Source organism: Pseudomonadota bacterium (assembly GCA_039028155.1).
Taxonomy (GTDB): Bacteria; Pseudomonadota; Alphaproteobacteria; order SP197; family SP197; genus JANQGO01.
Window position 1 is genome coordinate 107,406 of record JBCCIS010000007.1, and the last position, 23,119, is coordinate 130,524.

Below are 23,119 nucleotides of genomic sequence, written 5' to 3' on the forward strand. Positions count from 1 at the left end.
CACCGGGCGGATTTCGAGCCCTAAAGCGACATCATCAGGGTTTCTCGCCGCGCATTATTCTGGCCTGGATGTCGTCCATGCAGGGCATCAGGTCGGCCACGGTGTCGATGACGTAATGGGCGCCAGAGCGGCGCATCTTGTCTTCGGCCTTGGCGCGCAGACGCGCCTGATCGGCGCCGGGAAGCGCCTGCCAGTCGTCCAGGGAAAGGCCGACCTCGTTGCCCGAGACGGTCAGCGCGACCGTCCACATGCCGGCGTTGAGGCCTTCCTCTATGCCGGTCACCGTGTCGTCGACCTTGACGCAGGCCTGCACGCTGGAGACCTCAAGATTGATAGCATTCTGCAGGCACATGTCGGGGTAGGGACGGCCTTTGGGCACCTGGTCGGAGCAGACGGTCGAATCCGGCTCGAAACCCTGCTTCTTGGCTTCCGCCAGGTTGATCGCCGTCATGTCGGCGATGTACCCGGTGGTCGTGCCGATCTTCATGTCGCGATCGCGCAGCACGCCTACCACATCCAGGGTTCCGGGGATCAGGGCCGAATGGTCCGCCAGGCAGTTTAGCTGCAGGGGAATGAACTCCTGATACATGGTCTCGACGTCGTCGTCGTTGGGCGCGCGGCCGTGGGCGTCGTTCCAGCGCTGGCGCACACCGGCCATCTCCGTGATTTCCTGAATGTGCACCCGCTTGTGGGCGCCCATCGGCGCGCGGGCCTCATCGACCGTGATCGGCACCTGATGGCGCTCGAAGACCTCGACAAAGGCGGCGGCCGGCGCCATGCAGCCAAAGTCCAGCACGGTGCCCGCCCAATCGAAGATGCACGCTTCGAGCGGCCCTCGAAACTCTCGATTATATATAAATGTCATTGATTTATGCTCTCTAGCTCACTTGATGATTGAGGGACGGAATCGGTGCGCCGCGACTTCTCCGACGCGCAAGCTTCGTCGATGACCTCGCCAATCGCAGCGACAGCGGCGCGCAGGTCGTCGGCATCCAGATCGCCGATACAGCCGACGCGGAAGCTGTCGACCTCGGTCAGCTTGCCGGGATAGATGGCAAAACCCCTGGCGTGCAGCAGATCGTAGAACCGCTGGAACGAGAAACCCGGTTCCGACGGCGCCAGGAACGTCACGATGATCGGCGCCTGTAGGTCGTCCGTCAGCAGGGTCTGGAACCCCAGAGCGCGCATGCCGGTGACCAGCGCCTCGCAGTTTCGGCTGTAACGTTCGAACCGACCGTCAACGCCACCTTCGCTCTCGTGGCGCGCAAGCGCTGCGTCAAACGCGGCCAGCACGTGGGTTGGCGGCGTGAAGCGCCACTGGCCATTGCTCTCGAAGCCCTTCCACTGGGCGTGCAGGTCGAGGCTCAGCGAATGGGCATTGCCGGTGGCTTCAGCCAGGTCGCTTGCCCGCAGGATCGCGAAACCGATCCCCGGAACGCCTTCAAGGCACTTGTTGGACGAGGCCATGATGGCGCTGAAGGGGACACGGGCCGGGTCGATCGCGATAGCGCCGAAGCTGCTCATGGCATCGATCAGCAGGCGCTTGCCGTGTTTTGCGACGACCGTCGCAATCTCCTCGATTGGGTTCAAGATGCCGGATGTGGTTTCGCAGTGCACGGCCGCGACATGGGTGATCGTACCGTCGCCCGACAACGCGGCCTCCACCATGGCGCCGGTAACCGGCTCGTTTTCGGCACAGGAGACGGTGGTGTGGTCCCGCCCCATGATCTCCAGCATGGTCGCCATCCGGCGGCCATAGGCGCCGTTGATCAGGACCAAGACCTTGCCGTCGCGCGGCACCATGGTGCCCAGCGTGGCTTCGACGACAAAGGTGCCGCTGCCTTGCAACGGCACCGCGACGAACGCACCGTCGTCGCCGCCAGTAAGCTCCTCCAGACGCCGGCGCACACGCGCGGTCAGCGCAATGAAGTCGGTGTCGCGCGAGCCCCAATCACGATCCATCGCGCGCCGGGTCGCTGGATTGGTGGTGAGCGGGCCAGGCGTCAGGAGCAGGGGTTGCCGGTCCGGATGGTTCATGGCGCGTCCTCCAGGGATGTCGCGCTGAACCTAGGGAGCACGGTTGTATAAAGCAAATTACTATTCGTTAAAGGTTTGATATATCCAGGTTATGAACTACGCACAGCTTCGCGCCTTTCACGGGGTCGCGGAAACCGGCAGCGTGACCCGCGCTGCCGAGCGCCTCGGTGTCAGCCAGCCCGCCATCACGGTGCAGATCAAAGCCCTGGAGGAGGCCTATGGCGTCGAGCTGTTTCACCGGGTCAATCGGCGCTTGAGCCTCACCAAGCTGGGCGAGGAGCTACATGCGATCTCACAACGCAGCTTCGCAGCCTTTGATGAGGCCGCGACCATCCTCAATGAATCCGGCGGCTTGGAGCATGGTTCTCTGACCGTCGGTGCCGACGGTCCCTATCACGTTATGACCCACCTGGCGGCATTTCGCGAACGCTACCCCAACATCAAGGTGTCCCTGGCCATCGGTAACTCCGACGACATGCTGGAGGATCTGCTGGCCTACCGCACGGACGTCGCCGTGCTTGCCCGGCTGGTCGACGATGAGCGCCTCGACTTCCACCACGTCGCCCGTCACCGGCTGGTTGTCTTCGTGCCACGCAGTCATGCCTGGGGACGCCGGCGCTCGATCGCGGTCGGCCAGCTGGACGGCACGCCCATGATCCTGCGCGAACAGGGCTCCAACACCAGGCGCGTGTTCGAGGCGGCACTTGCCGAGCGTGGCATCAAGCCGGAGGTCGTGATGGAGATCGAGAGCCGTGAAGCCGTGCGCGAGGCGGTAGCGGCCGGCCTGGGTGTCGGTGTCGTCAACGAAGCGGAGTTTGGTGAAGATGAGCGCCTTGTCGCAATTCCGTTGCGTGATGCCGATATTACAACGGATGAATACGTCGTCTGCCGCGCCGACAGGCGTTCCCAACGTGCGGTGCGTGCCTTCGTCGAATTGATGGATCAACAGTCTCCGTAACGCCTCGTCAAGGTCGCCATGACAACGCGCAATCTGGACCGCCTTTTTGCTCCCTCATCGGTCGCTGTCATCGGCGCCTCCGACCGCGCCCAAAGCGTCGGCGCCACGGTCATGCGCAACCTGTTGGCGGGCGGTTTCCAGGGGCCGGTCCTGCCGGTCAATCCGAAACATCAGGCCGTCGCGGGTGTGCTTTGTTATGGCTCGGTCGCCGATTTACCGGTGACACCTGATCTTGCGGTTATCTGTACGCCGCCGGCGACCGTGCCTGGCCTGATTAGTGAACTTGGCGCGCGCGGCACCAAGGCCGCGGTCGTCTTGACCGCGGGCCTGGGCAACGCCGCGTCGGAAGACCGCACGCTGGCGCAGGCAATGCTGGATGCGGCGCGTCCGCATCTGTTGCGCATTCTAGGCCCCAATTGCGTCGGGCTGATCGTGCCGTCGCAATCGCTCAACGCGAGCTTCGCGCCGGGCGGGGCGCAGGCTGGCAACATCGCGTTCGTGTCTCAGTCCGGTGCGCTGTGCACGGCGGTTCTCGATTGGGCGTCGGCGCGCGGCATCGGCTTTTCCCGCTTTGTATCCTTGGGCGACAGCCTGGATGTCGATTTCGGTGATGTTATCGACGATCTGGCGAGTGATCCCGCGACAAAGTCGATCCTGCTCTACATCGAATCGATCAGCCACGCGCGGAAGTTTCTGTCGGCGGCGCGCGCGGCGGCGCGCAACAAACCTGTCGTTGCGATCAAGTCGGGCCGTGTCAGCGAGGCTGCCCAGGCCGCTCTTTCGCATACCGGGGCGCTGGCCGGCGCGGACGATGTGTTCGACGCGGCGATGGCGCGTGCCGGCGTGTTGCGCGCATATGACTTCGAAGAACTCTTCAGCGTCGTCGAGACGCTCGCTCGCTGCCGTCGTGTCACCGGCAACCGTCTGGCCATTGTCACCAATGGCGGCGGACCGGGCGTGATGGCCGTCGACGCCTTGATTGCCGGTGGCGGCCGTCTGGCCGAACTGGAACCGGCAACCATCAACGCGCTCGACGGCGTCTTGCCGGCAACATGGTCGCACGCCAATCCTGTCGACATCATCGGGGACGCCCCGCCCGACCGCTATGTCAAAGCGCTTGAGGCGGTGATCGCCGATCCCGGCAGCGATGGCCTCCTGGTCTTGAACGCGCCAACGGCCATAGCCGATTCCCAGGACGCGGCTTCCGCGGTGGCTGACAAGCTTGCGTCGGCGCAAAGACCGATCGTTACGTCGTGGCTTGGCGGACGCGGCGCTGTTCGCGCGCGGAAGGCTCTAAGCGACAAAGGGTTGGCCACCTACGACACACCGGAGAGCGCGGTGAGGGGTTTTCTTCACGCCGCGCGCCATACGGAACTCCAGCAACTGCTGCTGGAGACGCCCGCTGATGTCCCGGAGACGTTTACGCCGAATATCGATGCCGCGCGCGCGGTCATCGATGCGGTGCGCGCGGACGGACGGACACTCCTGACCGAACCGGAAGCCAAGGCGGTCTTGGAGGCGTTCACCATTCCCGTCGTGACATCGCGCCGCGCCGCGACGCCGGGCGAGGCCGCGACGACAGCGAAGGAGATCGGGTTTCCCGTCGCGCTGAAAATCCTGTCGCCTGAGATCACCCACAAGTCCGATGTTGGTGGCGTCGTGCTTGATCTGAAGGACGCGTATGCGGTGCGTGGCGCGGCCGAGGAGATGCAGGAACGCATCGCCAGGCTTGTGCCGGAAGCGCGCCTGGATGGTTTCACAGTCCAGGAGATGGCACGGCGTCCGCGTGGCTACCAGCTCATCTTAGGGCTGGGTCAGGACCCGATTTTCGGGCCCTTTGCCTTGTTCGGCGAGGGCGGTGGCGCCGTTGAGGTTATTGCCGATCGTGCCGTGGCGTTGCCGCCAATCAACATGAAGCTCGCAGCCGAGCTGGTTTCACGCACGCGCATTGCGCTGCGGCTTGAGGGTTACCGCGATCAGCCGTCGATCGACTTTGACGCGCTTTATCTGACGTTGATCAAGGTCGCCCAGATCGCCGTCGATCTGCCCGAGGTCGAGGAGCTCGATATCAACCCGTTGCTGGTCGACAAGGAGGGGGTGATTGCGCTCGATGCGCGCATTGGTCTGGCCCAACCCGGCGTTGCGCACAGTCCCGCGATCCGACCTTATCCGCAAGAGCTTGAGGAGAATGCTGCCTTCGACGGTGTCGGCAACGTTCTGTTCCGTCCGATACGGCCCGAAGACGAGGAGCATCATTACGCCTTCATCGACAAGCTGACGCCCGAAGACGTTCGCTTCCGCTTCTTCGGCCAGGTCCAACAACTGCCCCACAGCCAGATGGCGCGTTTGACGCAGATTGACTACGACCGGGAAATGGCGTTCGTCGCCATTGGCCCCAAAGGCGATACGCTTGGCGTGGTACGCACGGTCACGGATCCCGACAATGAGATGACGGAGTTCGCCATCGTCGTGCGGTCTGATCTGAAGGGCCTGGGGTTGGGCGCTGCGTTGATGCGCAAGATGATCCGTTACTGCCGCTCGCGGGGCACGGCGCACATGGCCGGCGAGGTGCTGCGCGAGAACCGCCGCATGCGGGACTTTACCTCGGGTCTGGGATTTGAGGAGCACAACGTGCCCGATGATCCCAACGCCGTGCGCGTTGTGCTGGATCTTCGGGCGGCGCCAACGCCGGAGATGGCAACCGCGTCGCGTTAGCCGCGACGAGCGGCTTGGAGGGCTTCCGGGGTATCGATATCGACGAGAACCGCGTCGTCGTCGGCCGTGACCTCGACAACCAGGTCTTCGTTTTCGCCCAGCAAATGACGCGCCCCGACATCGCCCGCGACCGATCGCATCGCTTCAAAAAAGCGGCGGCCCCACAGAACCGGGTTGCCGCGTTTGCCGCGATAGGTCGGCAGCACGATGGCGCGGCCTTCCGTCGGATCGAACGCGGCAATCAGGCGGTTGAGCAGGGCCGGCGTCAGGCCCGGCATATCACCCAGGCACACGATGACGCCGTCGCAGTCGTCCCCGGCCGCCTCCAGGCCGGCGCGCAGCGACGTGCTGAGACCTTCCGCATAGTCCGGGTTGTCCGTGGTCGTCAGGTCGAGGCCGTCGAGCGCGTCTCCCACCGCCTCTGCCTCGTGGCCCGTGACAACGATGGTTGCATGGGCCTGGGAGGCGACGGCCGCCTCGGCAACGTGGCGGATCATGGCGCGGCCGTTGATCGGCGCGAGCAGCTTGTTGTCGCGGCCCATGCGGCGCGACTGACCGGCCGCCAGTACCAGGGCGGTGACGCGCGGCACGCGCCCTTCCTGCGGCTCGCGCCGTGGCTGCGGACGTGAAGGGATCTCTTTCAGCAATCCGCCGACGCCCATTGCCATGATGTCGTTGCGCGTGACCGCGAGACCGGCCAGCATGCGCTGCAACACCCAGTCGAAGCCGTTCAGCTTCGGTGACCGCGCACAGCCGGGCAGTCCGAGAACCGGCTTGCCCTGCCGTTCAGCCAGCAGCAGCAGATTGCCGGGATCAACCGGCATGCCGAAGTGCTGGATCGCGCCGTCAGCCTGTTCGATGGCGGCGGGAATGACATCGCGGCGATCGGTAATCGCCGAGGCGCCATAGATCAGCGTCATATCAACGCCTGGCGTGACACGTGCAATCTCGGATGCCAAAGCATCCGCATTGTGGTGGCACCGGCCTTCAGCAACGACGTCACTACCCAAGGCCGCCAGCCGATCGGCGACAACGCGGGCCGTCTTGTCCAGTACCTTGTCCGGCGTGGCGTCCGTCATTGTCAGGATCAGACCGATCCGCTGCTGCTTGAAGGATGCGAGACGAATGACCGGATCGTCGCGCGTGGCAATGGCTTCCCACGCCGCCACACCGTCGCGCGGTGCGGCGAACGGGATGACCTTGATGGTCGCGACCATCTGGCCGGCTTCGGCCATGGCGAACGCGGGCAAGGTGGCGACGGTCAACGACTCATCGAGTGAGTTGAGCTCTTCGATACGCGCGCTATCCAGCACGACGACGCCAGCTTCCTTGGCGATCAGATTGACACGGCCGGTAAAGGGCGCGGCGGTATCGATCCCCGGTCCCGCCATGGCCGCGGCTGCGCGTTGCGCGGCGTCATCTTCATGAACGTCATCGGGGCCGAGCTGGGCGACAATCACATTATCGACGCCGGCTGCTCGCAGCGCCGCGATGTCATCACCGGAGAGCACCAAGCCCTTCTTCAGCGTGCGGTCGCCACAACGGGTGCTGTGGGCGAGGATGGCGCCTTCGGCCAAGCCGGTGGCGGTGGGGCCGAATTTCAAGGCGACGCCTCTCGCCGTACAGCGGTGATCTCCGCCATGATTGATAGCGCAATCTCCTGTGGCGATTTGGCGCCGATGTCGAGGCCGACTGGTGCGTGAATGCGGGCGATCTCATCTTCGGAGAAACCCGCTTCTAGCAGGCGCTCGACCCGCTTGGCATGCGTGCGTTTGCTGCCCAGCGAGCCGAGGTAGAGCAGCGGCGCCCGTAAGGCGACGTGTAAGGCGGGATCGTCGATCTTGGGGTCGTGGGTCAACGTGACCACGGCAGTTCGGTGATCGGGCCTGAGGTCCGTTAGCGCTTCATCGGGCCAGGCGTCGATGATCGTCACGCCGGCAAACCGCTCGCGGTCGGCAAAGGCGCGGCGTGGATCGATCAGCGTCACGTCGTAACCGGCAATCGCGGCGTAGCGGGCCAAAGGTTCGGCAATATGCACAGCGCCGATCACGATCAACCGAAGCGGCGTATTGAAGACATGAAGGAACAGACGGCGCCCGTCGACCTCGACCGTTTGCGAACGGTCGTCCTGAATCGCCTGGTCAATCGCCTCCGTCATCGCCAAAGGTGCTGCGCCGTTCGATGGTGTCACCAAGACCTGTTCACCATCATCAAGCCATGTGGCGACGACGGCAGGTTGCCGGTCGCGGCGCGCGCGCTGCAGCGCTTCAAGTGTCTGCGGTGTCACGCGACCGGCTCGACGAAGACCTGAACCGTGCCGCCGCAGGTCAAACCGACTTCCCAAGCCTGTTCGTTGCTGACCGAAAACTCCAGGTTACGGGTCTTGCCGTCTTTGAGGGCGGCAAGCGCCTCCTGGATCACCGCGCCTTCGATGCAGCCGCCGGAAACCGAACCGCGGAACGTGCTGTCATCACGCACGGCCAGTTGGCTGCCGACCGGACGGGGGCTGGAACCCCAGGTGTGGGTGACGGTTGCCAGCGCGACCTGATGGCCGGCTTGCTGCCAGGTAAGCGCTTCGGCCAGCACGTCGCCGTCTAGATCGCCTGTCGCCATGTCATGCTCTCCTCGTCATTGGCCCCCATCGCGTCGCCAAGTAGCGCGGCCAACGCTTCCAGGCTCGCCAAGCTGTGTGCGGAGCGGAATACGTCGACATGGGGCAGCATCGTCCGTATGCCCCAGGATTTGGGTTCAAATCCATCATAGCGCAACAGGGGATTGAGCCAGATCAGACGGCGGCTCGACAGGTGAAGGCGTTCCATCTCGCTCGCCAGGTTGTCGCCGGCGTCGCGGTCCAGGCCGTCGGTCATCATGACGACGACGGCGCCTTGGGCAAGAAGGCGGCGCGACCATTCGCGATTGAACGTATGCAAGCAGCCGCCGATCCGTGTGCCGCCTGACCAGTCGTCGACCGTGTCGGCGACATCGGCCATCGCCACGTCGACATCCTTGTGGCGCAACTGCCGGGTGATGTTCGTCAGCCGTGTGCCGAACAGAAAAGTATGGACGCGGTCGCGATCGTTCGTGAGGGCGTGGGCGAAGTGCACGAGCATCTGGCTATAGCCGCTCATCGAACCGGAGATGTCGCACAACAGCACCAGCGCCGGAGGCCGGGTTCGGCGGCGGCGCCGCTCCAGCGGGATGATGTCGCCGGCACCGCGCAGTGCCGCGCGCATGGTGGCGCGCATGTCGACGCGATCGCCTGAGGCATGGGTGCGCATGCGCCGCGACGTCAAAGGGCGCATTCTCAAGGTCATCGCGGCGACCGCCTTCTTGGCGCGCGCGATCTCGTCGGTGGACATGGACGCAAAGTCCTTGTCACGCAGAGCATCGCGGTCGGAGAAGGACATCGTCATGTCTGCCTCCTTACCGGCGGCAAGGTCGGCCTCGTCTTGATCCTTGCTCTTGCCCATGGCATCCGCGACGCGCCGGCTCAAGGCCTCCTGTTCGGTGGCGGTGTCCGACCGGGCGAGTGGCAGGACCAACCCCAACATCTTCTTCAGCAATTCGGGGTCGCGCCAGAAGGCGTGGAACGCCTGATCAAAGACGACGTGATGATCGTGGCGGCTGACGAGGTGGGCGTGGAGGGCCCAGTAGAAATCGTCACGCCGGGTGAGGCCTGCCGTCTCAACCGCGCGGACAGCGTTCAGGATGCGTCCGGTGTCGACCGGCATTCCGGCGGACCGTAACGTGCGGCCGAACAGCACGACGTTGTCGGCGAGTTTCCCGGCGACAGGTGAGGGTGCCGCGCTGTCGGTCATTCGGCGACGGCCTCGGCGGACGTGCTGTTGCTACGGATGCGATCCAGGATCGCCGCGGCTTCCGAACCGCGCACCCTGGCGATGTCGTCCTGGTACTTCAGCAGCACGCCCAAGGTGTCGTTGATCGTGGCGGGCTCAAGGGACAAGGCGTCGAGTTGAACCAACGCGGTCGCCCAGTCGATGGTCTCCGCGACACCCGGTTGTTTGTAGAGATCCTCGTCGCGCAGTGCCTGAACAAACGCGACAATCTCGGCCGACAAACGCTCGTCACAGCCCGGCACCTTGCGATGCAGGATCTCCAGCTCGCGCGCGGCGCTGGGATAGTCGATCCAGAAATAGAGGCAGCGGCGCTTTAGTGCATCGTGGATTTCGCGGGTCCGGTTCGAGGTGATCACCACGATCGGCGGTGTCTCGGCCTTGACGACCCCGAGTTCGGGGATGGTCACCTGGAAATCCGACAGGATCTCCAGAAGGAAAGCCTCGAACGGTTCGTCAGTGCGGTCGAGTTCGTCGATCAACAGCACCGGCGGGCCGCCCTTGTGTGGCTCAAGGGCCTGAAGGATCGGACGCTGGATCAGGAAGTCGCCCGTATAGATGCCGTCAGCGACACTGCGCCGGTCGGCGGCGCCATCGGCCTCGGCCAACCGGATCTCGACCATCTGGCGCGGATAGTTCCACTCGTAGACCGCGTTGGTGACATCCAAGCCCTCATAGCACTGCAGGCGGATGAGGTCGCGGCCCAGCGCTTCAGCCAACACCTTGGCGACTTCTGTCTTGCCAACGCCGGCTTCGCCTTCGAGGAACAGTGGCCGCCCCATTTTGAGGGACAGATAGAGCGTGGTGGCCAGACTGCGGTCGGCGACATAGTCGCACGCCGTCAACAAGGCGGCGGTGTCGTCAATGGATTCAGGCAGGGACGTGCCCATGAAAACGCCAAGGGTTGGGGGCCAGTTCAGTGGCTATTTTTGCACCCAGGCTCCGCCAGCGTCCATGTAATAGGAACCGGCCGGCAACCGGTCGATGATCTTCTGGGCGGCAACCACCTGCACGGCCTCGACCGTCGTGCCGTTTTCGGCGGCGAGGCCCTGATAGCGTGCGAGACGTTCGGCGTTAACCGAGTCGACCAATTGCGAGGCCCAAGAGGGTGCGTTGCCGTCGACCAATCCAATGTAACCGTCTGGACGTTCGCCGACATAGCCCGCGGCCCGCGCGTCATCCAGGCTTTGGGCGAAAGCCGGCGCGGCATCAACGGCCAGGAGCGCGATCGTGGCCAAACCCCAGACCATCAGCCGTCGACGCGTAAGGCCATGATCAGAAAATATCATCGTCCTGCTCCAGCAGTTCCTCGACATCCTTCTCAAGCTTGACCCGAACTTCCTGCTCAATCTTGACGTTCAGATTGATGACAATCGGGTCTTTTGGCGCCTCGACCTTGACGGTCGGCTGGCAGGCGGCGACCAGCATGACGGCCAGGAAGACGGCGGCCGTCATGGTGCCGGGCTGGGCCCTTATCGGTCTTGCGTCGTCGGTCACGGAGGCCTCCCTGCTCGCGACATCCATCTGATACGTCCTTTGTGTCAAAAACCCGACAGGCGTTCTCTGATCTCGTCGGGAATGCGGTATCCGGCCAGGCTATCGCGTACGATTCGGTCCAATTCGCCGGTCAGATTGACATTCAGTTCGATCGGATAGCCGTCATACAGATCGGGATTGGATCCGGCAATATGCAGGCCGATTTCCGTGTCGCCGCCAGCGGCACGGCTCAGGTCCACGTCGAGGCGGTCGTAGTGAAAGTTGCTGAGGGCGGAAAGCACCAGATCGATGCTGGCGTCGTCGGCGCCCAGGCCGGTCGGCGCGCCGTCCGGCAGGTAGCGCAGCTGGCCGGGTTCGCGGCTAGCCAGATACGCGCCTTCGATCAACACGTCGTCGCCGACGAGGCGGACCGGGATGATCCCGTCCAGCGTTCCCGTCGCGGTCAAGTCATCCAGTTCGGCGAGCGCAAAGAGCGTACCGACATCGACTCCGGAGACGTGAAGGTTGAGCGGTTCGGGGTCGCTCTCCGGGTGCCACACCAACGGATCAGCCGTGACTTCGCCACCCGCGAACTTCATTTCGGCGCTTTCAAGGCTGAGCGACCCATCACGGTTAAGCGCCAAACTGAGCAGCGCGTCGCGCAAGGGCAACCCGGCATCGATGCCGCCAATCGCCACGAGTTGTCCAGGCGGTGTCGACGGCGGCATGACGTTGTCGAGATTGATGAGTCCGTTCAACCGCTCGATCCTGATGCCATAGGCGGTTGCCGAAATCTCGCGCAAGGCGAAGTCCAGGTCGCTCGACCACACGCCTGATTGCCAGGTCACATCGCCGGTGATCCCGATCGAACCGCTAACGTCTTTCGCGGAAGACGCCAGCATGGGCGACAGATCAGCGGGCTGATAGCCGCCCGGCTGGAAGAGCAGGGGCGGCAGGCGGACGAGGGCAGTCGCCAGGTCCTTCTCCGGCTGATAGCTCGCCTCCACATTCAGAGCATAACGCCGGTCCGGCGCATGAACGTTGAGCGACATTCTGACGTCATCGCCCTGCGGCCAAACCGGCGCGATCCGAATATCCGACGCCATTGTCGCGAACCGTTTGGGCGAGGTCAGATCCTCGAGCGCGGCGATCTCAAGTTGGAGTTGTGGCCAGGGCGACAGGCCGGTGTTGTAAGTGACCAGCGTCTTCAGGCCACTGGCAGAGACATCCTGCTCGACCCAGGTGAGCGAACCGCCGCTCGTTTCCAAGGTCGCGGTCAGGTAGCTGGCGATCAGCTGATTGGCGCTAACGCCGATTCGCGGGAGCGTGCCGGTCACGGTCGCCGTCGGCAGACCGTCTTCGTCCAGAATCGTCACCGTGGCCGATGGCGGTGCGACCTTCAATCGAGCATCCCAGACAGGATAGTTGTCGTCGTCGAATTCGACCGTCAGCAGCGCGAGACCCATCTGTTCCAGCTTGATCGACGCCGGTTGGTCGATGACGAAGCGGGGGTGGGTCAGGCCGGTAAGGTCGATCCAGCCGTCGTCATCAAGGAAAAATGAGAACGCCTCCGGTGTGCCGGTCAATCTGAGCGGCAGATCCAGTTCGACCGGCCCGGATCTGATATCGCCAAACTGTGCGGCCGTTGCGCTAACCAGCACGACGGGCAGGGCGCTGATTGTGAAACGACCGCCGTCCCATGTCGTATCCAGGGGAAACGTCAGGGCTAGATCGTTGATCTTGGCGGACCCGACGACGGCCTGGTCAGCCGCGCCATCGATCTCCAACTCGGCATGCAGCACCTGATCGCGGAACTCCGCCTGGCCGTGCCCCGAGAGCGTCAGGCCGTCAAAGCCGCCGAGGGACGCTGCGGCCATGACAAAGCTGCTGTCACGGATCAAAGCCGTCTCCACCCGTGAGCTTGCGGAAAGGTCGGCCTTGCCGTCGACCCGAAGCGAGACGGATTGGTCAGCCTGCGTCAGATCAAGACCAAGCACGCCATCAACAACGTGGCCACCACTTTCGCGGTCTCGCAGCATCAAGGGTCGTTCGCCGGATGTTACGGCGACGTCCATGGGAGCTTCGAGCACGCCTAGAAGATCCGCAGGAAGCTCCCAAGACGATACGATACCGGGGTCGATGACAAGGTCGCTGACCTGCGTGCCGTCCCCGATCACGATGGCCGTTTCGCCTCGGTCGGGTATCAGTGAGAGGTCTGCGGCAACGGATGCCAGTGTGGCGTACCCATCGATGTCGATGCCGGCGCTCTCGAACGTCGCCGACATTGATGACAGAAGTGTCAAGGCCAAGTCCGGCAGGTCAGCGATGTCGTCAAGCCAGGTATCGTGAAGTGTCGCGGCCGCCCGGGCGTCGAGTGATGCGGGCGCCGTAAAGGTGACATTGGGGCCGAATGCGACGGTCAGGTCGCGGCCGATACTGATCTTTGCCGCCGTGGTCAGGGCCTGCGTGTCAAAAAGGTTCGCCGTTACGTACGCATGGATCGGATCCGTTGCCGTACCCAGCTCAACGATCGCGGCGGCGTCCTTGATTGCCACAACATCGCTCAAGCTGACCGCTGCTTCGATGTCGAGGTTGAAGGGACCGCCGTCATAGGCCGCGAAATTCGAGCGCGGGGCATTGAGCGATATGTCGACCATCAGGGGCGAGGCGCTGCTTGCCGGCCCATCAATCAGGATCTGGCCGGAAAGGGACGGCAATGACAGCGCGTCGCGTTGAACGTCGCCGCTGTCAATGCGCCAACTGACGGTCTGACCAGCGCTACTATTGCTCGTGATGGTGATCGGCCCGGCCAAGTTGAAGTCATCACCAGCAACGGCAACGTCCAACATACCCGACAGTGGCTCTAGACTGGTGATCTCGCCGTCGAGCGTCAGGTCGATCTGACGCTCTCCCAAGAGGACAGAGACGCGGCCATCGTCGACCGTCAACCGACCGATGGTGACCGGAGGCTCGTCCGCTGGTGCGTCGGATGCCGTGACGGCGGCGATCTGGTCAGGGGTGAGCGTCGCTTGCAGTCCGACAACGGAAACGCTGTCAACAATGCCGTTCAAAACATCGAGCGGCTTGTAGACGACGGTGACGCTTTTTGCGCGCGCGTTGAACGGGTGATCCGTCTCCAGGTCTTCCAGGACCAGCCGGTCTTCATCCAGAACGACAAGATTGAACGTGGCGCTCTCAAATGGCGTGTCGGCCAGGACCTCGTTGGCGACCCACACGGCAATCGGTATGCGTGTCGCGTAAACCACGGCGAGCAGGACCAGTACGAGACCAAACCCCACCGCCGCTATCAACGCGAGGCGCCGGCGCGGCCGCTTGGGCTGCGGCGGTTCAGTCATGGGAAACTGCAAGGGCGGGCTGGGACCGAGGCGCCGTCATGGCACCATCATAGCACCGGGTCGACAAAGACACATGGCCGGCGTCACCGTGCCATCACACGGATGACGGCGGTTCGCCGGTCACAATGTCGCGACCGGCAACCAAGGATGGTGTCGGGTGCCTAGCTTGCTGCCGCCACCGCGCGTTGCGCCATGACGGTGACCAGGTGCGCGCGATAGTCGGCGCCGGCGTGGATATCGCTGTTCATGTCATCGTCCGGGACATGGATGCTGGCAAGCACCTGATCGCTGAAACTCGCTGCCAACGCCTGCTCCATCTCCGCGACACGGAAGACGCATGGGCCTGCGCCGGTCACGGCGACACGGATTCCATCCACCGTTTCGGCGACCATCACACCGACAATCGCGTAACGCGATGCCGGGTTGGGAAACTTGGCATAGCTGGCTCGGCGCGGCTTGGGGAAGCTGACGGCGGTGATGAGTTCGCCGTCGTCGAGCGCGGTCTCGAACATGCCGGCGAAGAATTCATCGGCCGCGATGTCGCGTTTGTTCGTGTGAACCGTCGCCGCCAAACCAAGGACCGCCGCCGGATAATCGGCGGCCGGGTCGTTATTGGCGAGCGATCCGCCGATGGTACCGCGGTTGCGCACCTGGAAGTCGCCGATGCCGCCCGCAAGTTCGGCCAAGGCCGGGATCGCAGCGCGCACGTCAGCCGACGTCGCAACATCGTTATGGGATGTGCCGGCGCCGACCCTGACGCCTTGACCGTCAACCGTGATTCCCTTGAGATCGCCAAGGCCGCCAAGATCAATCAGATCGGACGGACCGGCAAGACGCAGCTTCATGCTGGGCAGAAGGGTGTGGCCACCGGCGATGTAGCGGGCATCGTCGGCCCCTTCGAAGAGGCTGGTGGCTTCGTCTAGAGAAGATGGTTTGTGATAGGCAAAGCTGTACATCGTCCGATCGCCCTCAGCCGCTTGCCATGGATTGGGCGGCGGCCTTAATCGACTTCACGATGTTGTGGTAGCCGGTACAGCGGCAAAGATTGCCCTCCAGATGATGGCGGATCTCCTGCTCGCTCGGGTCGGGGTTGTTCTTGATGAGATCGATCGCACTCATGATCATGCCAGGCGTGCAGAAGCCGCACTGAAGACCGTGATTGTCGCGAAACGCCTCTTGCATCGGGTGGAGCGTGTCGCCGTCGGCGATGCCCTCGATGGTCGTGATGTCGTGGCCGTCGGCCTGGACGGCGAGCAGCGTGCAGGATTTGACCGAGGCGCCATCAAGGTGGATGACACAGGCGCCGCACTGGCTGGTGTCACAGCCGACATGAGTGCCGGTCAGCCGCAGGTGTTCGCGCAGAAACTGGACGAGCAGGGTACGTTCCTCGACCTCGCCCGTGACCTCTTTTCCGTTCACTGTCATCGATACGGCGATGGCCATCCGTTTTCTCTCCGTTAATCCGGTCCGCACGGCGCCGCAGCAGCGCCTGGCCGGCAGTTTCGAAGCCTGCCACCGACAGGTCAAGGAGATGCTGCATTTTGGAGAGGTCGTGGACCGCGCAGACCCCGCGACGTATGCTCTGCGCGGATCGGTCGAACACGTGAGGATAAGGATTTATGGCAGGACACGGTCATAACGAACCGGAATCAGACATCGCGATCAGGGTCAAGGCGATGGAAAGTCTGTTGGCCGAGAAGGGGCTGGTGGACCCGGTCGGCATCGACCATCTGGTCGACTATTACGAAACCCGCGTCGGCCCGCGCAACGGTGCCGCCGTGGTCGCGCGCGCCTGGACCGATCCGGACTACAAAGCGCGCCTGCTGGACGATGCCAGCGCAGCCATCGCCGAGCTGGGTTTTTCCGGGCTGCAGGGCGAGAACATGGTGGTGGTGGAGAACACACCGAAGGTCCACAACATCGTCGTCTGCACGCTGTGCTCGTGTTATCCGTGGCCGGTGCTCGGCCTGCCGCCGGTCTGGTACAAGAGTCCACCTTACCGCTCGCGCGTCGTGCGTGAGCCGCGCGCGGTCCTGGGCGAGTTCGGCCTTGCCGTGCCGAAGGATGTCGAGGTGCGCGTCTGGGATTCCAGTGCCGAGATCCGTTATCTGGTCCTGCCCATGCAGCCCGAGGGTACCGCTGGCAAGAGCGAGGAAGAGCTGGCCACGCTGGTGACGCGCGACGGCATGATCGGCGTCGCGGCGGTCTAGGGGGACATCATGGACGGCATACATGACATGGGCGGCATGCATGGCTTTGGCCGTGTTGAACGCGAAGAAGACGAACCGGTGTTCCATCACGAGTGGGAGAAACGCGCGTTCGGTATCTCACTCCAGGTAGCCGACAGCGTCGGCTTCGTCGATGATCACCTGCGCCGCAGCATCGAGCGTGTTCCCGCCGATACGTACCTGCGGGTGACGTATTACGAGCTTTGGATGCGTTCGATAGAGGCGATCCTTGAAGAGAAAGGCGTACTGACAATCGCCGAAATCGATCAGCGTGTCGAGGAGCTGAAGCGGGGTGAAGGCAATGGGTGAGGTAACCTTCGAAGAGATTGTTGCGGCGGTCGAAGGTGGTGCCACGACGCGCAGGCCCGATGTCAAGATCGAGCCGCGTTTCAAGGTCGGCGACGTCGTACGCGTGAAGAAGGGGCACCCGTCCCATCACACGCGGTCGACACGCTACTCGCGCGGCAAGACGGGCGAGGTGGTGAAAGCCCACGGTGTCTTTGTCTATCCGGATACAAACTCCGAATGGCAGGGCGAAGACCCACAGCATGTCTATACGGTCTGTTTTTCAGCCAGAGAGATTTGGGGCGAGGATGGCGTCGATGGCGATTCCCTTTGCCTTGATCTTTGGGAACCCTACTTGGAGCAACCATGACAACGGGTGCACCTGAAGACATTGTTCGCGCGGTACCCTCGTCCGAAGGCGAACCGGTCTTTCAAGAGCCGTGGCAGGCGCGGATATTCGCCGTCGTATCACGCCTCGCCATGGACGGCCGATTTCCGTGGGATGACTTCAAGGAGAACCTTATCGCCGAGATCGGCAGCGGCGGGCCGGACGACACGACGGACTACTACATCCACTTCGCCAAGGCGTGCGAGAACCTGTTGACGACCAACGGCATGCTGGATGCCGCGGACCTCGAGGCCCTCACGGCCGAGCTGAAAGCCCATCCGCCGCACCCCAATTCGTCGCCGCCCGGCCCCATCACTGTCGATAAGGCTAGCTCGACCTAGGATGGTGCGTTGGCTGCGCCGCGTGTCGCTCGATCCAGTCTCAGGCCGACCCAATAGATCATCGCGACCAGGATGATCGAGATATAGGCATCAATGGCGTAATGCCAGCCGAGGTAGACCGAGCTGAAACTGATGACGGCGACAAAGAGCCACGCCAGCGCGCCCCACCACTTACCGAAGAGTTCGCGAACAAAGAACGCGTTCAGCGTCACGATCGCGACATGCAGACTGGGCACGGCGGATATCCCGCTTCCCGGACCGACCGCCCTGGCCTCATAGTTTTGCCAGAGGTAGGTGCTGAGGTACTTGACGAGTGAATCGCCAGCGTTCAGTTGGTCAATGAACGCGTTGAGGTCGGCAAAGCGCTGGGCGTCACCGGTTGCGCCGGCATAGAACACCGGTCCGGCGCTCATCGTCAGGGCTGCTATAACATTGCCGAGCAGGCCCCAAGTCAGCATCATGCTAATGATGTAGCGCGTGCGAACTTGGTCGGCACGGCGACAAACACAGACCCAGAATGCGAAGCCGGTCCAATAAACCAACCAGGTCTGATGGTAGTTGCGATCGAGCCACCGCCCGAACACATCGGGATCGAGAAGCCAGTGAGTCACGATCCAGGGGTCGCCCCCATGAAGGAACGCGTCGATCTGTGCCAAAGACTCTTCATAGGGAAAGCCCGCGCTGAACGGTAGGACGGTCTTGACCGTCGAATAGGACGCCATCATCGGGATGAACAGCGCGATCAGTACGAGACCGACACTCAGCCTTGCCCAGTAATCGGACGAGGCTAACGACGGCGCTGGTCTGTCCGATTGCGTGAAGCAACGGAATACATCGCCCGCGAGCGTGCCGATCAGGAACAACGGTATGAAGACGATCAGTGAGTAGTTCGTGAACAGCGTGACATAGCGCGGCACAAGCGCGTCGATGTTGAAGCTGCCGGCGAGCGACAGATAGATGAAGGCGGCGGCCACATAGAGCAGAACCGCCCCATAGGTCGCCGCATCGTTCATGACATAGCGCGCGATGTGGCGAAGCAGATTGGCGACACCGGTTTGAAGCGGAAGCCGACGCGCGCCCGCCGACGGATCGTTTGCCGTGGCCGCGGCGACGGTGCGTGTCGAATCAGGAGCCAAGGTTCCTTCGGCGGCAGGTACGAGGGTCATTCAGACGATCCGAACTGGCCGAGATGTGCATCAGATGCCCAGCGCCCGACAATTCGCGCGTCGCTTGCCGGTCCTCGCTGGGACAACGTGACTCAAGCTAAGAGATACTGGTAACGCACACAGATGATCACGGTCACACTTGCCGCAGACACCGATCCTGTTGGTCAACAGCCAAAGGTGGGGCCAAAGGCCCGGAATCGCTTGGTTTTTTGCGTCGACGTTCATGTTTGTGCGGTGTTGATATCGCCCCGCTTTACTCCAAGAGCCAAATCGCGATAAGCGCGACCGCCGCACCCAGCATGGCAGCGACAAGCCACCTGACTGTTGTCGGCGATGACGATCGATCGTCGACATGGCTCAGGACGTCGGGAACGGCGGCTGGTTCCGGTGTTTCTGTTTCGTCAGGTTCTTCCGTCGCTGGCGCTTCGTCGGTTGCCAGGAGGTCATCGAACGCACCGAAAAACTCGTCGGCAAGCTTCTTGCCGGTGCCTTCGACGAGCCGTGCGCCGACCTGGGCGATCTTGCCACCAACTTGACCGGTGGCCTGGTAGCGCAACAGAGTCCCACCGCCATCGGCATCGCTCAAGGTCACGTCGGCACTGCCTTTGGCGAAGCCGGCGACGCCGCCTTTGCCTTCTCCGGCGATGGTGTAGCCTTCGGGCGGGTTCAGGTTGGACAGCGTGACCGCGCCTTTGAATGTCGCCTGCACCGGTCCGATCTTGGATTTGATGGTCGCCGTCATCTCGGTCGGAGACTGCTTTTCGATTTCCTGGCAGCCGGGGATCGCCTGTTTCAGGATTTCCGGATCGTTGAGCGCGTCCCACACGCGTTCGCGCGTCGCGTTGATCGTGTACTCCCCTGCGAACTCCATCCTCTCTCCTTTGAAGGTTCGGGTTGCCTATGTCTAAAGGCCTTGTATCAGATCGAACAACAAGATCAGGCCAAAGGCGATGACGACCGCCAGCACGGTGACCGTCATGTTGAGGTCGCGGGCAAGCACGCCGCTGACGCCGTGGACGCGCTCAAGCGCCGCAACGAGGTCCTGAAACCAGCGCATCGCGGTCTGACGCATGGCGCGGTCAGCTGCGCCAACGGTGCGGCCGACGACCTTGGCCAACCACGGCCCGACCAGGCGGTAGAGCGTGTCGGTGTCGAGCGATATCGTCAGCGTGCGCTTCATCAGCGGCAACAGCACGAAGAAGGCGAGACCGGCGAACAACAGCAACTGCGTCATGTGAAGGACATGCCCAACCGTATAGGGCACATAGTCCACGGGGTAGGGCAGCAGCGCATAGAGTGGTTCGGGATAGACGCCGATCGCGATGCACAGAAAGGCGAAGATGATCATCGCCCAGCGCATGGAGGCCGGCGGGTCCGAAGGCCTGAGGCCCGAATCCTTCTGGAAAAAGACAAACCAGGGAAACTTGATGCCGGCATGCAGGAAGACGCCGGCCGACGCGGCATAGAGCAGGAACCACACGACGGCCAGATGCTCGTGGCCCGCCGCGTCGGAAATCATCGACTTGCTGACGAAGCCTGACGTCAGCGGGAATGAGGAAATCGCGAGCGCGCCGATGATGCCGCAGATGGTCGTGATGGGCATGCTGTGGAAGAGGCCGCCCAGATCCGTGCACTTGCGCCTGCCGGTCTGGTAGAGCACGGCACCCGCCGCCATCAGCAGCAGTGCCTTATAGATGATATGGGCGAAGGCATGGGATGCCGCGCCGTTCAGCGCCAGCTCGGTCCCGATGCCGATGCCGCACACCATGAAACCGACCTGGTTGACGATGCTGTAGGCCAGGATGCGCCGCATGTCGTTTTCCAGGAGCGCATAGATGATGCCGTAAAACACCATGTAGAGCCCGACCCAGACCAGAATCTCGTTGCCGGCGAAGGTGATCAGCAAGACGAAGACGGCGGTCTTGGTGGTGAAGGCCGACAGGAACACCGTGCCGCTCCACGACGCTTCTGGATAGGCGTCGGGCAGCCACGCGGAAAACGGCGGTGCGCCGGCGTTGATCAGGAAGCCGATCAGGATCAGCCAGCTCGACACGCCGGCCAGCTCGATGGCGGTGAAGGCGATCGAACCCGTTTCGGCAACGTGGCCGGTGATGCCGGCCATCAGCACGACACCGCCGAAAAGGTGGACGAGAAGATAACGCCGCGCGGCGAGATAGGTTCGCTCGCCGGCCGACCACAGCACCAGGGTAGAGCCGACCGCCATCACCTCCCAGAAGACGAACATGGTGATCAGATCGCCGGCGCCACTGACGCCGATGGCGCTGCCGGCATAGATCAGCGCGGAGGAGGCTTCCAGTGCGTTGGTTTGTTTCAGCGCGAAGAGGGCGCCGACAAAGGCCATGATGGCGAAGATGGTGCCGAACAGGCGGCCGGTGGTCGTGCCCTGCAGGATTGTCAGATCGAAGGTCAGGATCTGCGCGGTCAGCACCGGGCCGTCGGGCGTTGTCCAGATCAGTGCCAGCGCGACAACCGGTGCGCCCAGGCTCATAGCAGCCCGCCACACGCGGTTGGCCAGAAGCGGCAGGGCAAGACCCGCCAACAGCATGATCAGGGCAGGCGGCAGGCTAGTCGTCATCGTAGAACCTGTCGTCGCGCTTCAGAACAAAGCCCAGAAGTTTGGCCACCAGCACCATGACCAGGCAGGTCAGGAAACCGTACCAGGCATAGAAGCCGAACCAGCCATCGACCACGAATTTGGGGTGACCGTGATAGAAGAAGTCGGCGACGACGGTCAGCGCCAGAACAATCAGACCGATGACGATCAGCAGCTTGATGTTGCGTGGCTCATCCAGCCAGCTTTCCCGCTTGCCGTGATTGTTGTCGTTCGTCATCCGCCCGATCCCACCGCCATGAAGGCCAGAATGCCCGGAATACCCGGTGCAAAGAAGAAGATGATCGTACAGGCCGCGGTGAAGAGCAGCGCGCCGAGCATCAGGATGGGCGCTTCGCCGTGTTCTTCCGATCCCTCTGGCGGCGGTTTGAAGTAGGCCTGAAAGAGGATTGGCAGGAAGTAGGCGGCGTTCAGCAACGTGCTGACCACGATCACCGCGACGGGAATGAACTGCTCCGTCTGCATGGCGCCTTGCAGCATGTACCATTTGCTGACGAAACCGAATGTCGGTGGCAGACCGATCATGCTCAGACTGCCAACGGCGAAGGCGGCCATGGTCCAGGGCATGCGCCGGCCGATTCCGTCGAGCTCGCTGACGAGTGTCTTGTGCGCGGCCGTGTAGATTGAGCCTGCGACAAAGAACAGCGTGATCTTGCCGAACGCGTGGGCGGCGATGTGGATGATCGCGCCGGCGACGGAGATCGGCGCCAGGATCGCGGCACCCAGAACGACATAGGAAAGCTGGCTGACCGTCGAATATGCCAGCCGCCGTTTGATGTTGTCCTGACGCAGCGCCACAAGCGACCCGACGATGATCGTGATGCCGGCGAGCCAGACCAGGATCTCGCTACCCGACGTCTCGGCGAGGAGATCGATGCCGAAGATGTAGAGAATGACCTTGAGCACGGTGAAGACGCCGGCCTTCACGACGGCGACGGCATGCAGCAGCGCGCTGACCGGCGTCGGCGCGACCATGGCGGCCGGCAGCCAACGGTGCAGCGGCATCAGCGCTGCCTTGCCGATGCCGTACATGTAGAGCAGCAAGAGAACGATCAGCGCCGGTCCGGCAACGTGGCCGGAGAGAATGCCGCCATCGCGGAAGTCCAGCGTTCCCGTCGCGACCCACGTCCAGATGATGGCGAGCAATTGGAACGCGATCGAGGTGCCCAGCAGAATGCCCAGATAAGTGCGCCCGCCGCGACGTGCCTCGTCATTGCCATGATGGGTGACCAGGGGATAGGTGGCGATCGTCAGGACTTCGTAAAAGACGAATAGCGTGAACATGTTGCCGGAGAAGGCGATGCCCACGGCAGACGCGATCGACACCGCGAAGAAAGCGTAGTAGCGGGTCTGGTGACCCTCGCGGTTCGATCGCATGTACCCGATCGAGTAGACGGAGGTCACCATCCACAATAGGCTCGCGACCAGCGCGAAGACCATACCGAGCGGCTCAAGCGTGAGCTTGAGCGGCAAGCCGTAGATCGGCTCGCCCAAGATGACTGTAGGTCGTTCGCCGGCCAGGACGGGCAGCAGCAAGAGCACGACCACCATGAAGGTCAGGATCGCGGTGACCATGGTGACGGCTTCACGGACATCGGCAAGACGTCCGGTTAAGACGATCAAGACCGCACCGGCAACGGGAATAGCGATGGCCAGCCAAACCAGCGTTGCCATATCGATCAT

23 protein-coding genes are annotated in these 23,119 nt (G+C 63.0%); 6 read left to right on the top strand and 17 right to left on the bottom strand.

All coding sequences use genetic code 11. The features are described 5' to 3' along the window. Positions 1–34 precede the first annotated feature (34 nt). Positions 35–865 (bottom strand): phosphonoacetaldehyde hydrolase, encoded by an 831-nt coding sequence (phnX, locus tag AAF563_05885; GenBank protein MEM7120787.1) that lies wholly within the window; start codon positions 863–865, stop codon positions 35–37. Further along, positions 862–2,037 (bottom strand): 2-aminoethylphosphonate--pyruvate transaminase, encoded by a 1,176-nt coding sequence (locus tag AAF563_05890; GenBank protein MEM7120788.1) that lies wholly within the window; start codon positions 2,035–2,037, stop codon positions 862–864. Before AAF563_05890 ends, phnX begins: the two co-directional genes overlap by 4 nt. A 91-nt stretch (positions 2,038–2,128) precedes the next feature. On the opposite strand from AAF563_05890, the gene AAF563_05895 reads away from it, so the two are divergent. Beyond that, positions 2,129–2,995 carry a LysR substrate-binding domain-containing protein gene (locus AAF563_05895; GenBank protein ID MEM7120789.1) on the top strand — a complete coding sequence of 289 codons (867 nt, stop codon included), beginning with the start codon at positions 2,129–2,131 and terminating at the stop codon, positions 2,993–2,995. Positions 2,996–3,013: 18 nt separating this feature from the next. Beyond that, on the top strand, positions 3,014–5,710 hold the full coding sequence (locus AAF563_05900; GenBank protein ID MEM7120790.1) for a bifunctional acetate--CoA ligase family protein/GNAT family N-acetyltransferase: 2,697 nt from the start codon (positions 3,014–3,016) through the stop codon (positions 5,708–5,710). On the opposite strand, the gene AAF563_05905 is transcribed toward AAF563_05900, so the two are convergent. The 10 genes from AAF563_05905 to AAF563_05950 form a co-directional block, all read right to left on the bottom strand. Beyond that, positions 5,707–7,314, bottom strand: a complete 1,608-nt coding sequence (locus AAF563_05905) for a molybdopterin-binding/glycosyltransferase family 2 protein (protein MEM7120791.1) — start codon at positions 7,312–7,314, stop codon at positions 5,707–5,709. The genes AAF563_05900 and AAF563_05905 overlap by 4 nt on opposite strands. Continuing rightward, positions 7,311–7,997 carry an XdhC family protein gene (locus AAF563_05910; GenBank protein ID MEM7120792.1) on the bottom strand — a complete coding sequence of 229 codons (687 nt, stop codon included), beginning with the start codon at positions 7,995–7,997 and terminating at the stop codon, positions 7,311–7,313. The genes AAF563_05905 and AAF563_05910 overlap by 4 nt, the downstream gene beginning before the upstream one ends. Further along, on the bottom strand, positions 7,994–8,323 hold the full coding sequence (locus AAF563_05915; protein ID MEM7120793.1) for an XdhC family protein: 330 nt from the start codon (positions 8,321–8,323) through the stop codon (positions 7,994–7,996). Before AAF563_05915 ends, AAF563_05910 begins: the two co-directional genes overlap by 4 nt. Continuing rightward, positions 8,305–9,528 carry a VWA domain-containing protein gene (locus AAF563_05920; GenBank protein MEM7120794.1) on the bottom strand — a complete coding sequence of 408 codons (1,224 nt, stop codon included), beginning with the start codon at positions 9,526–9,528 and terminating at the stop codon, positions 8,305–8,307. Before AAF563_05920 ends, AAF563_05915 begins: the two co-directional genes overlap by 19 nt. Continuing rightward, complete coding sequence (locus tag AAF563_05925; protein MEM7120795.1) at positions 9,525–10,454, bottom strand: MoxR family ATPase; 930 nt, start codon at positions 10,452–10,454, stop codon at positions 9,525–9,527. Before AAF563_05925 ends, AAF563_05920 begins: the two co-directional genes overlap by 4 nt. Positions 10,455–10,487: 33 nt before the next feature. Further along, positions 10,488–10,853, bottom strand: a complete 366-nt coding sequence (locus AAF563_05930; GenBank protein ID MEM7120796.1) for a YdbL family protein — start codon at positions 10,851–10,853, stop codon at positions 10,488–10,490. After that, on the bottom strand, positions 10,840–11,019 hold the full coding sequence (locus tag AAF563_05935; protein ID MEM7120797.1) for a YnbE family lipoprotein: 180 nt from the start codon (positions 11,017–11,019) through the stop codon (positions 10,840–10,842). The genes AAF563_05930 and AAF563_05935 overlap by 14 nt, the downstream gene beginning before the upstream one ends. An 86-nt stretch (positions 11,020–11,105) precedes the next feature. Continuing rightward, positions 11,106–14,396, bottom strand: coding sequence for a YdbH domain-containing protein (locus AAF563_05940; GenBank protein MEM7120798.1), 3,291 nt, complete (start codon positions 14,394–14,396; stop codon positions 11,106–11,108). 161 nt (positions 14,397–14,557) lie between these two features. Continuing rightward, positions 14,558–15,352, bottom strand: a complete 795-nt coding sequence (locus AAF563_05945; protein ID MEM7120799.1) for a xanthine dehydrogenase family protein subunit M — start codon at positions 15,350–15,352, stop codon at positions 14,558–14,560. 13 nt (positions 15,353–15,365) lie between these two features. Beyond that, positions 15,366–15,839: a (2Fe-2S)-binding protein gene (locus tag AAF563_05950; GenBank protein ID MEM7120800.1), complete on the bottom strand. Its 474-nt coding sequence runs from the start codon at positions 15,837–15,839 to the stop codon at positions 15,366–15,368. A gap of 176 nt (positions 15,840–16,015) precedes the next feature. On the opposite strand from AAF563_05950, the gene nthA reads away from it, so the two are divergent. From nthA to AAF563_05970, 4 genes are read left to right on the top strand one after another with little or no spacing between them, the layout of a single operon-like run. After that, positions 16,016–16,606: a nitrile hydratase subunit alpha gene (gene nthA, locus AAF563_05955; GenBank protein ID MEM7120801.1), complete on the top strand. Its 591-nt coding sequence runs from the start codon at positions 16,016–16,018 to the stop codon at positions 16,604–16,606. Positions 16,607–16,615: 9 nt separating this feature from the next. Continuing rightward, entirely contained in the window at positions 16,616–16,933 is a 318-nt protein-coding gene (locus tag AAF563_05960; protein ID MEM7120802.1) for a hypothetical protein, read from the top strand. Then, a complete protein-coding gene (locus tag AAF563_05965) occupies positions 16,926–17,279 on the top strand; it encodes an SH3-like domain-containing protein (GenBank protein MEM7120803.1) in 354 nt (117 codons plus the stop codon). The genes AAF563_05960 and AAF563_05965 overlap by 8 nt, the downstream gene beginning before the upstream one ends. Next, positions 17,276–17,638: a nitrile hydratase accessory protein gene (locus AAF563_05970; protein ID MEM7120804.1), complete on the top strand. Its 363-nt coding sequence runs from the start codon at positions 17,276–17,278 to the stop codon at positions 17,636–17,638. The genes AAF563_05965 and AAF563_05970 overlap by 4 nt, the downstream gene beginning before the upstream one ends. Here the strand turns inward: AAF563_05970 and AAF563_05975 are convergent. From AAF563_05975 to AAF563_05995, 5 genes are all read right to left on the bottom strand, one after another. Continuing rightward, positions 17,635–18,804 (bottom strand): phosphatase PAP2 family protein, encoded by a 1,170-nt coding sequence (locus AAF563_05975; protein MEM7120805.1) that lies wholly within the window; start codon positions 18,802–18,804, stop codon positions 17,635–17,637. The two genes, AAF563_05970 and AAF563_05975, sit on opposite strands and share 4 nt — an antisense overlap. A gap of 253 nt (positions 18,805–19,057) precedes the next feature. Beyond that, entirely contained in the window at positions 19,058–19,675 is a 618-nt protein-coding gene (locus AAF563_05980; protein ID MEM7120806.1) for a carbon monoxide dehydrogenase subunit G, read from the bottom strand. A 33-nt stretch (positions 19,676–19,708) separates the two neighbouring features. After that, positions 19,709–21,400 carry a Na(+)/H(+) antiporter subunit D gene (locus tag AAF563_05985; protein ID MEM7120807.1) on the bottom strand — a complete coding sequence of 564 codons (1,692 nt, stop codon included), beginning with the start codon at positions 21,398–21,400 and terminating at the stop codon, positions 19,709–19,711. Then, positions 21,390–21,656, bottom strand: coding sequence for a hypothetical protein (locus AAF563_05990; GenBank protein ID MEM7120808.1), 267 nt, complete (start codon positions 21,654–21,656; stop codon positions 21,390–21,392). The genes AAF563_05985 and AAF563_05990 overlap by 11 nt, the downstream gene beginning before the upstream one ends. Then, positions 21,653–23,119: a monovalent cation/H+ antiporter subunit D family protein gene (locus AAF563_05995; GenBank protein MEM7120809.1), complete on the bottom strand. Its 1,467-nt coding sequence runs from the start codon at positions 23,117–23,119 to the stop codon at positions 21,653–21,655. Before AAF563_05995 ends, AAF563_05990 begins: the two co-directional genes overlap by 4 nt.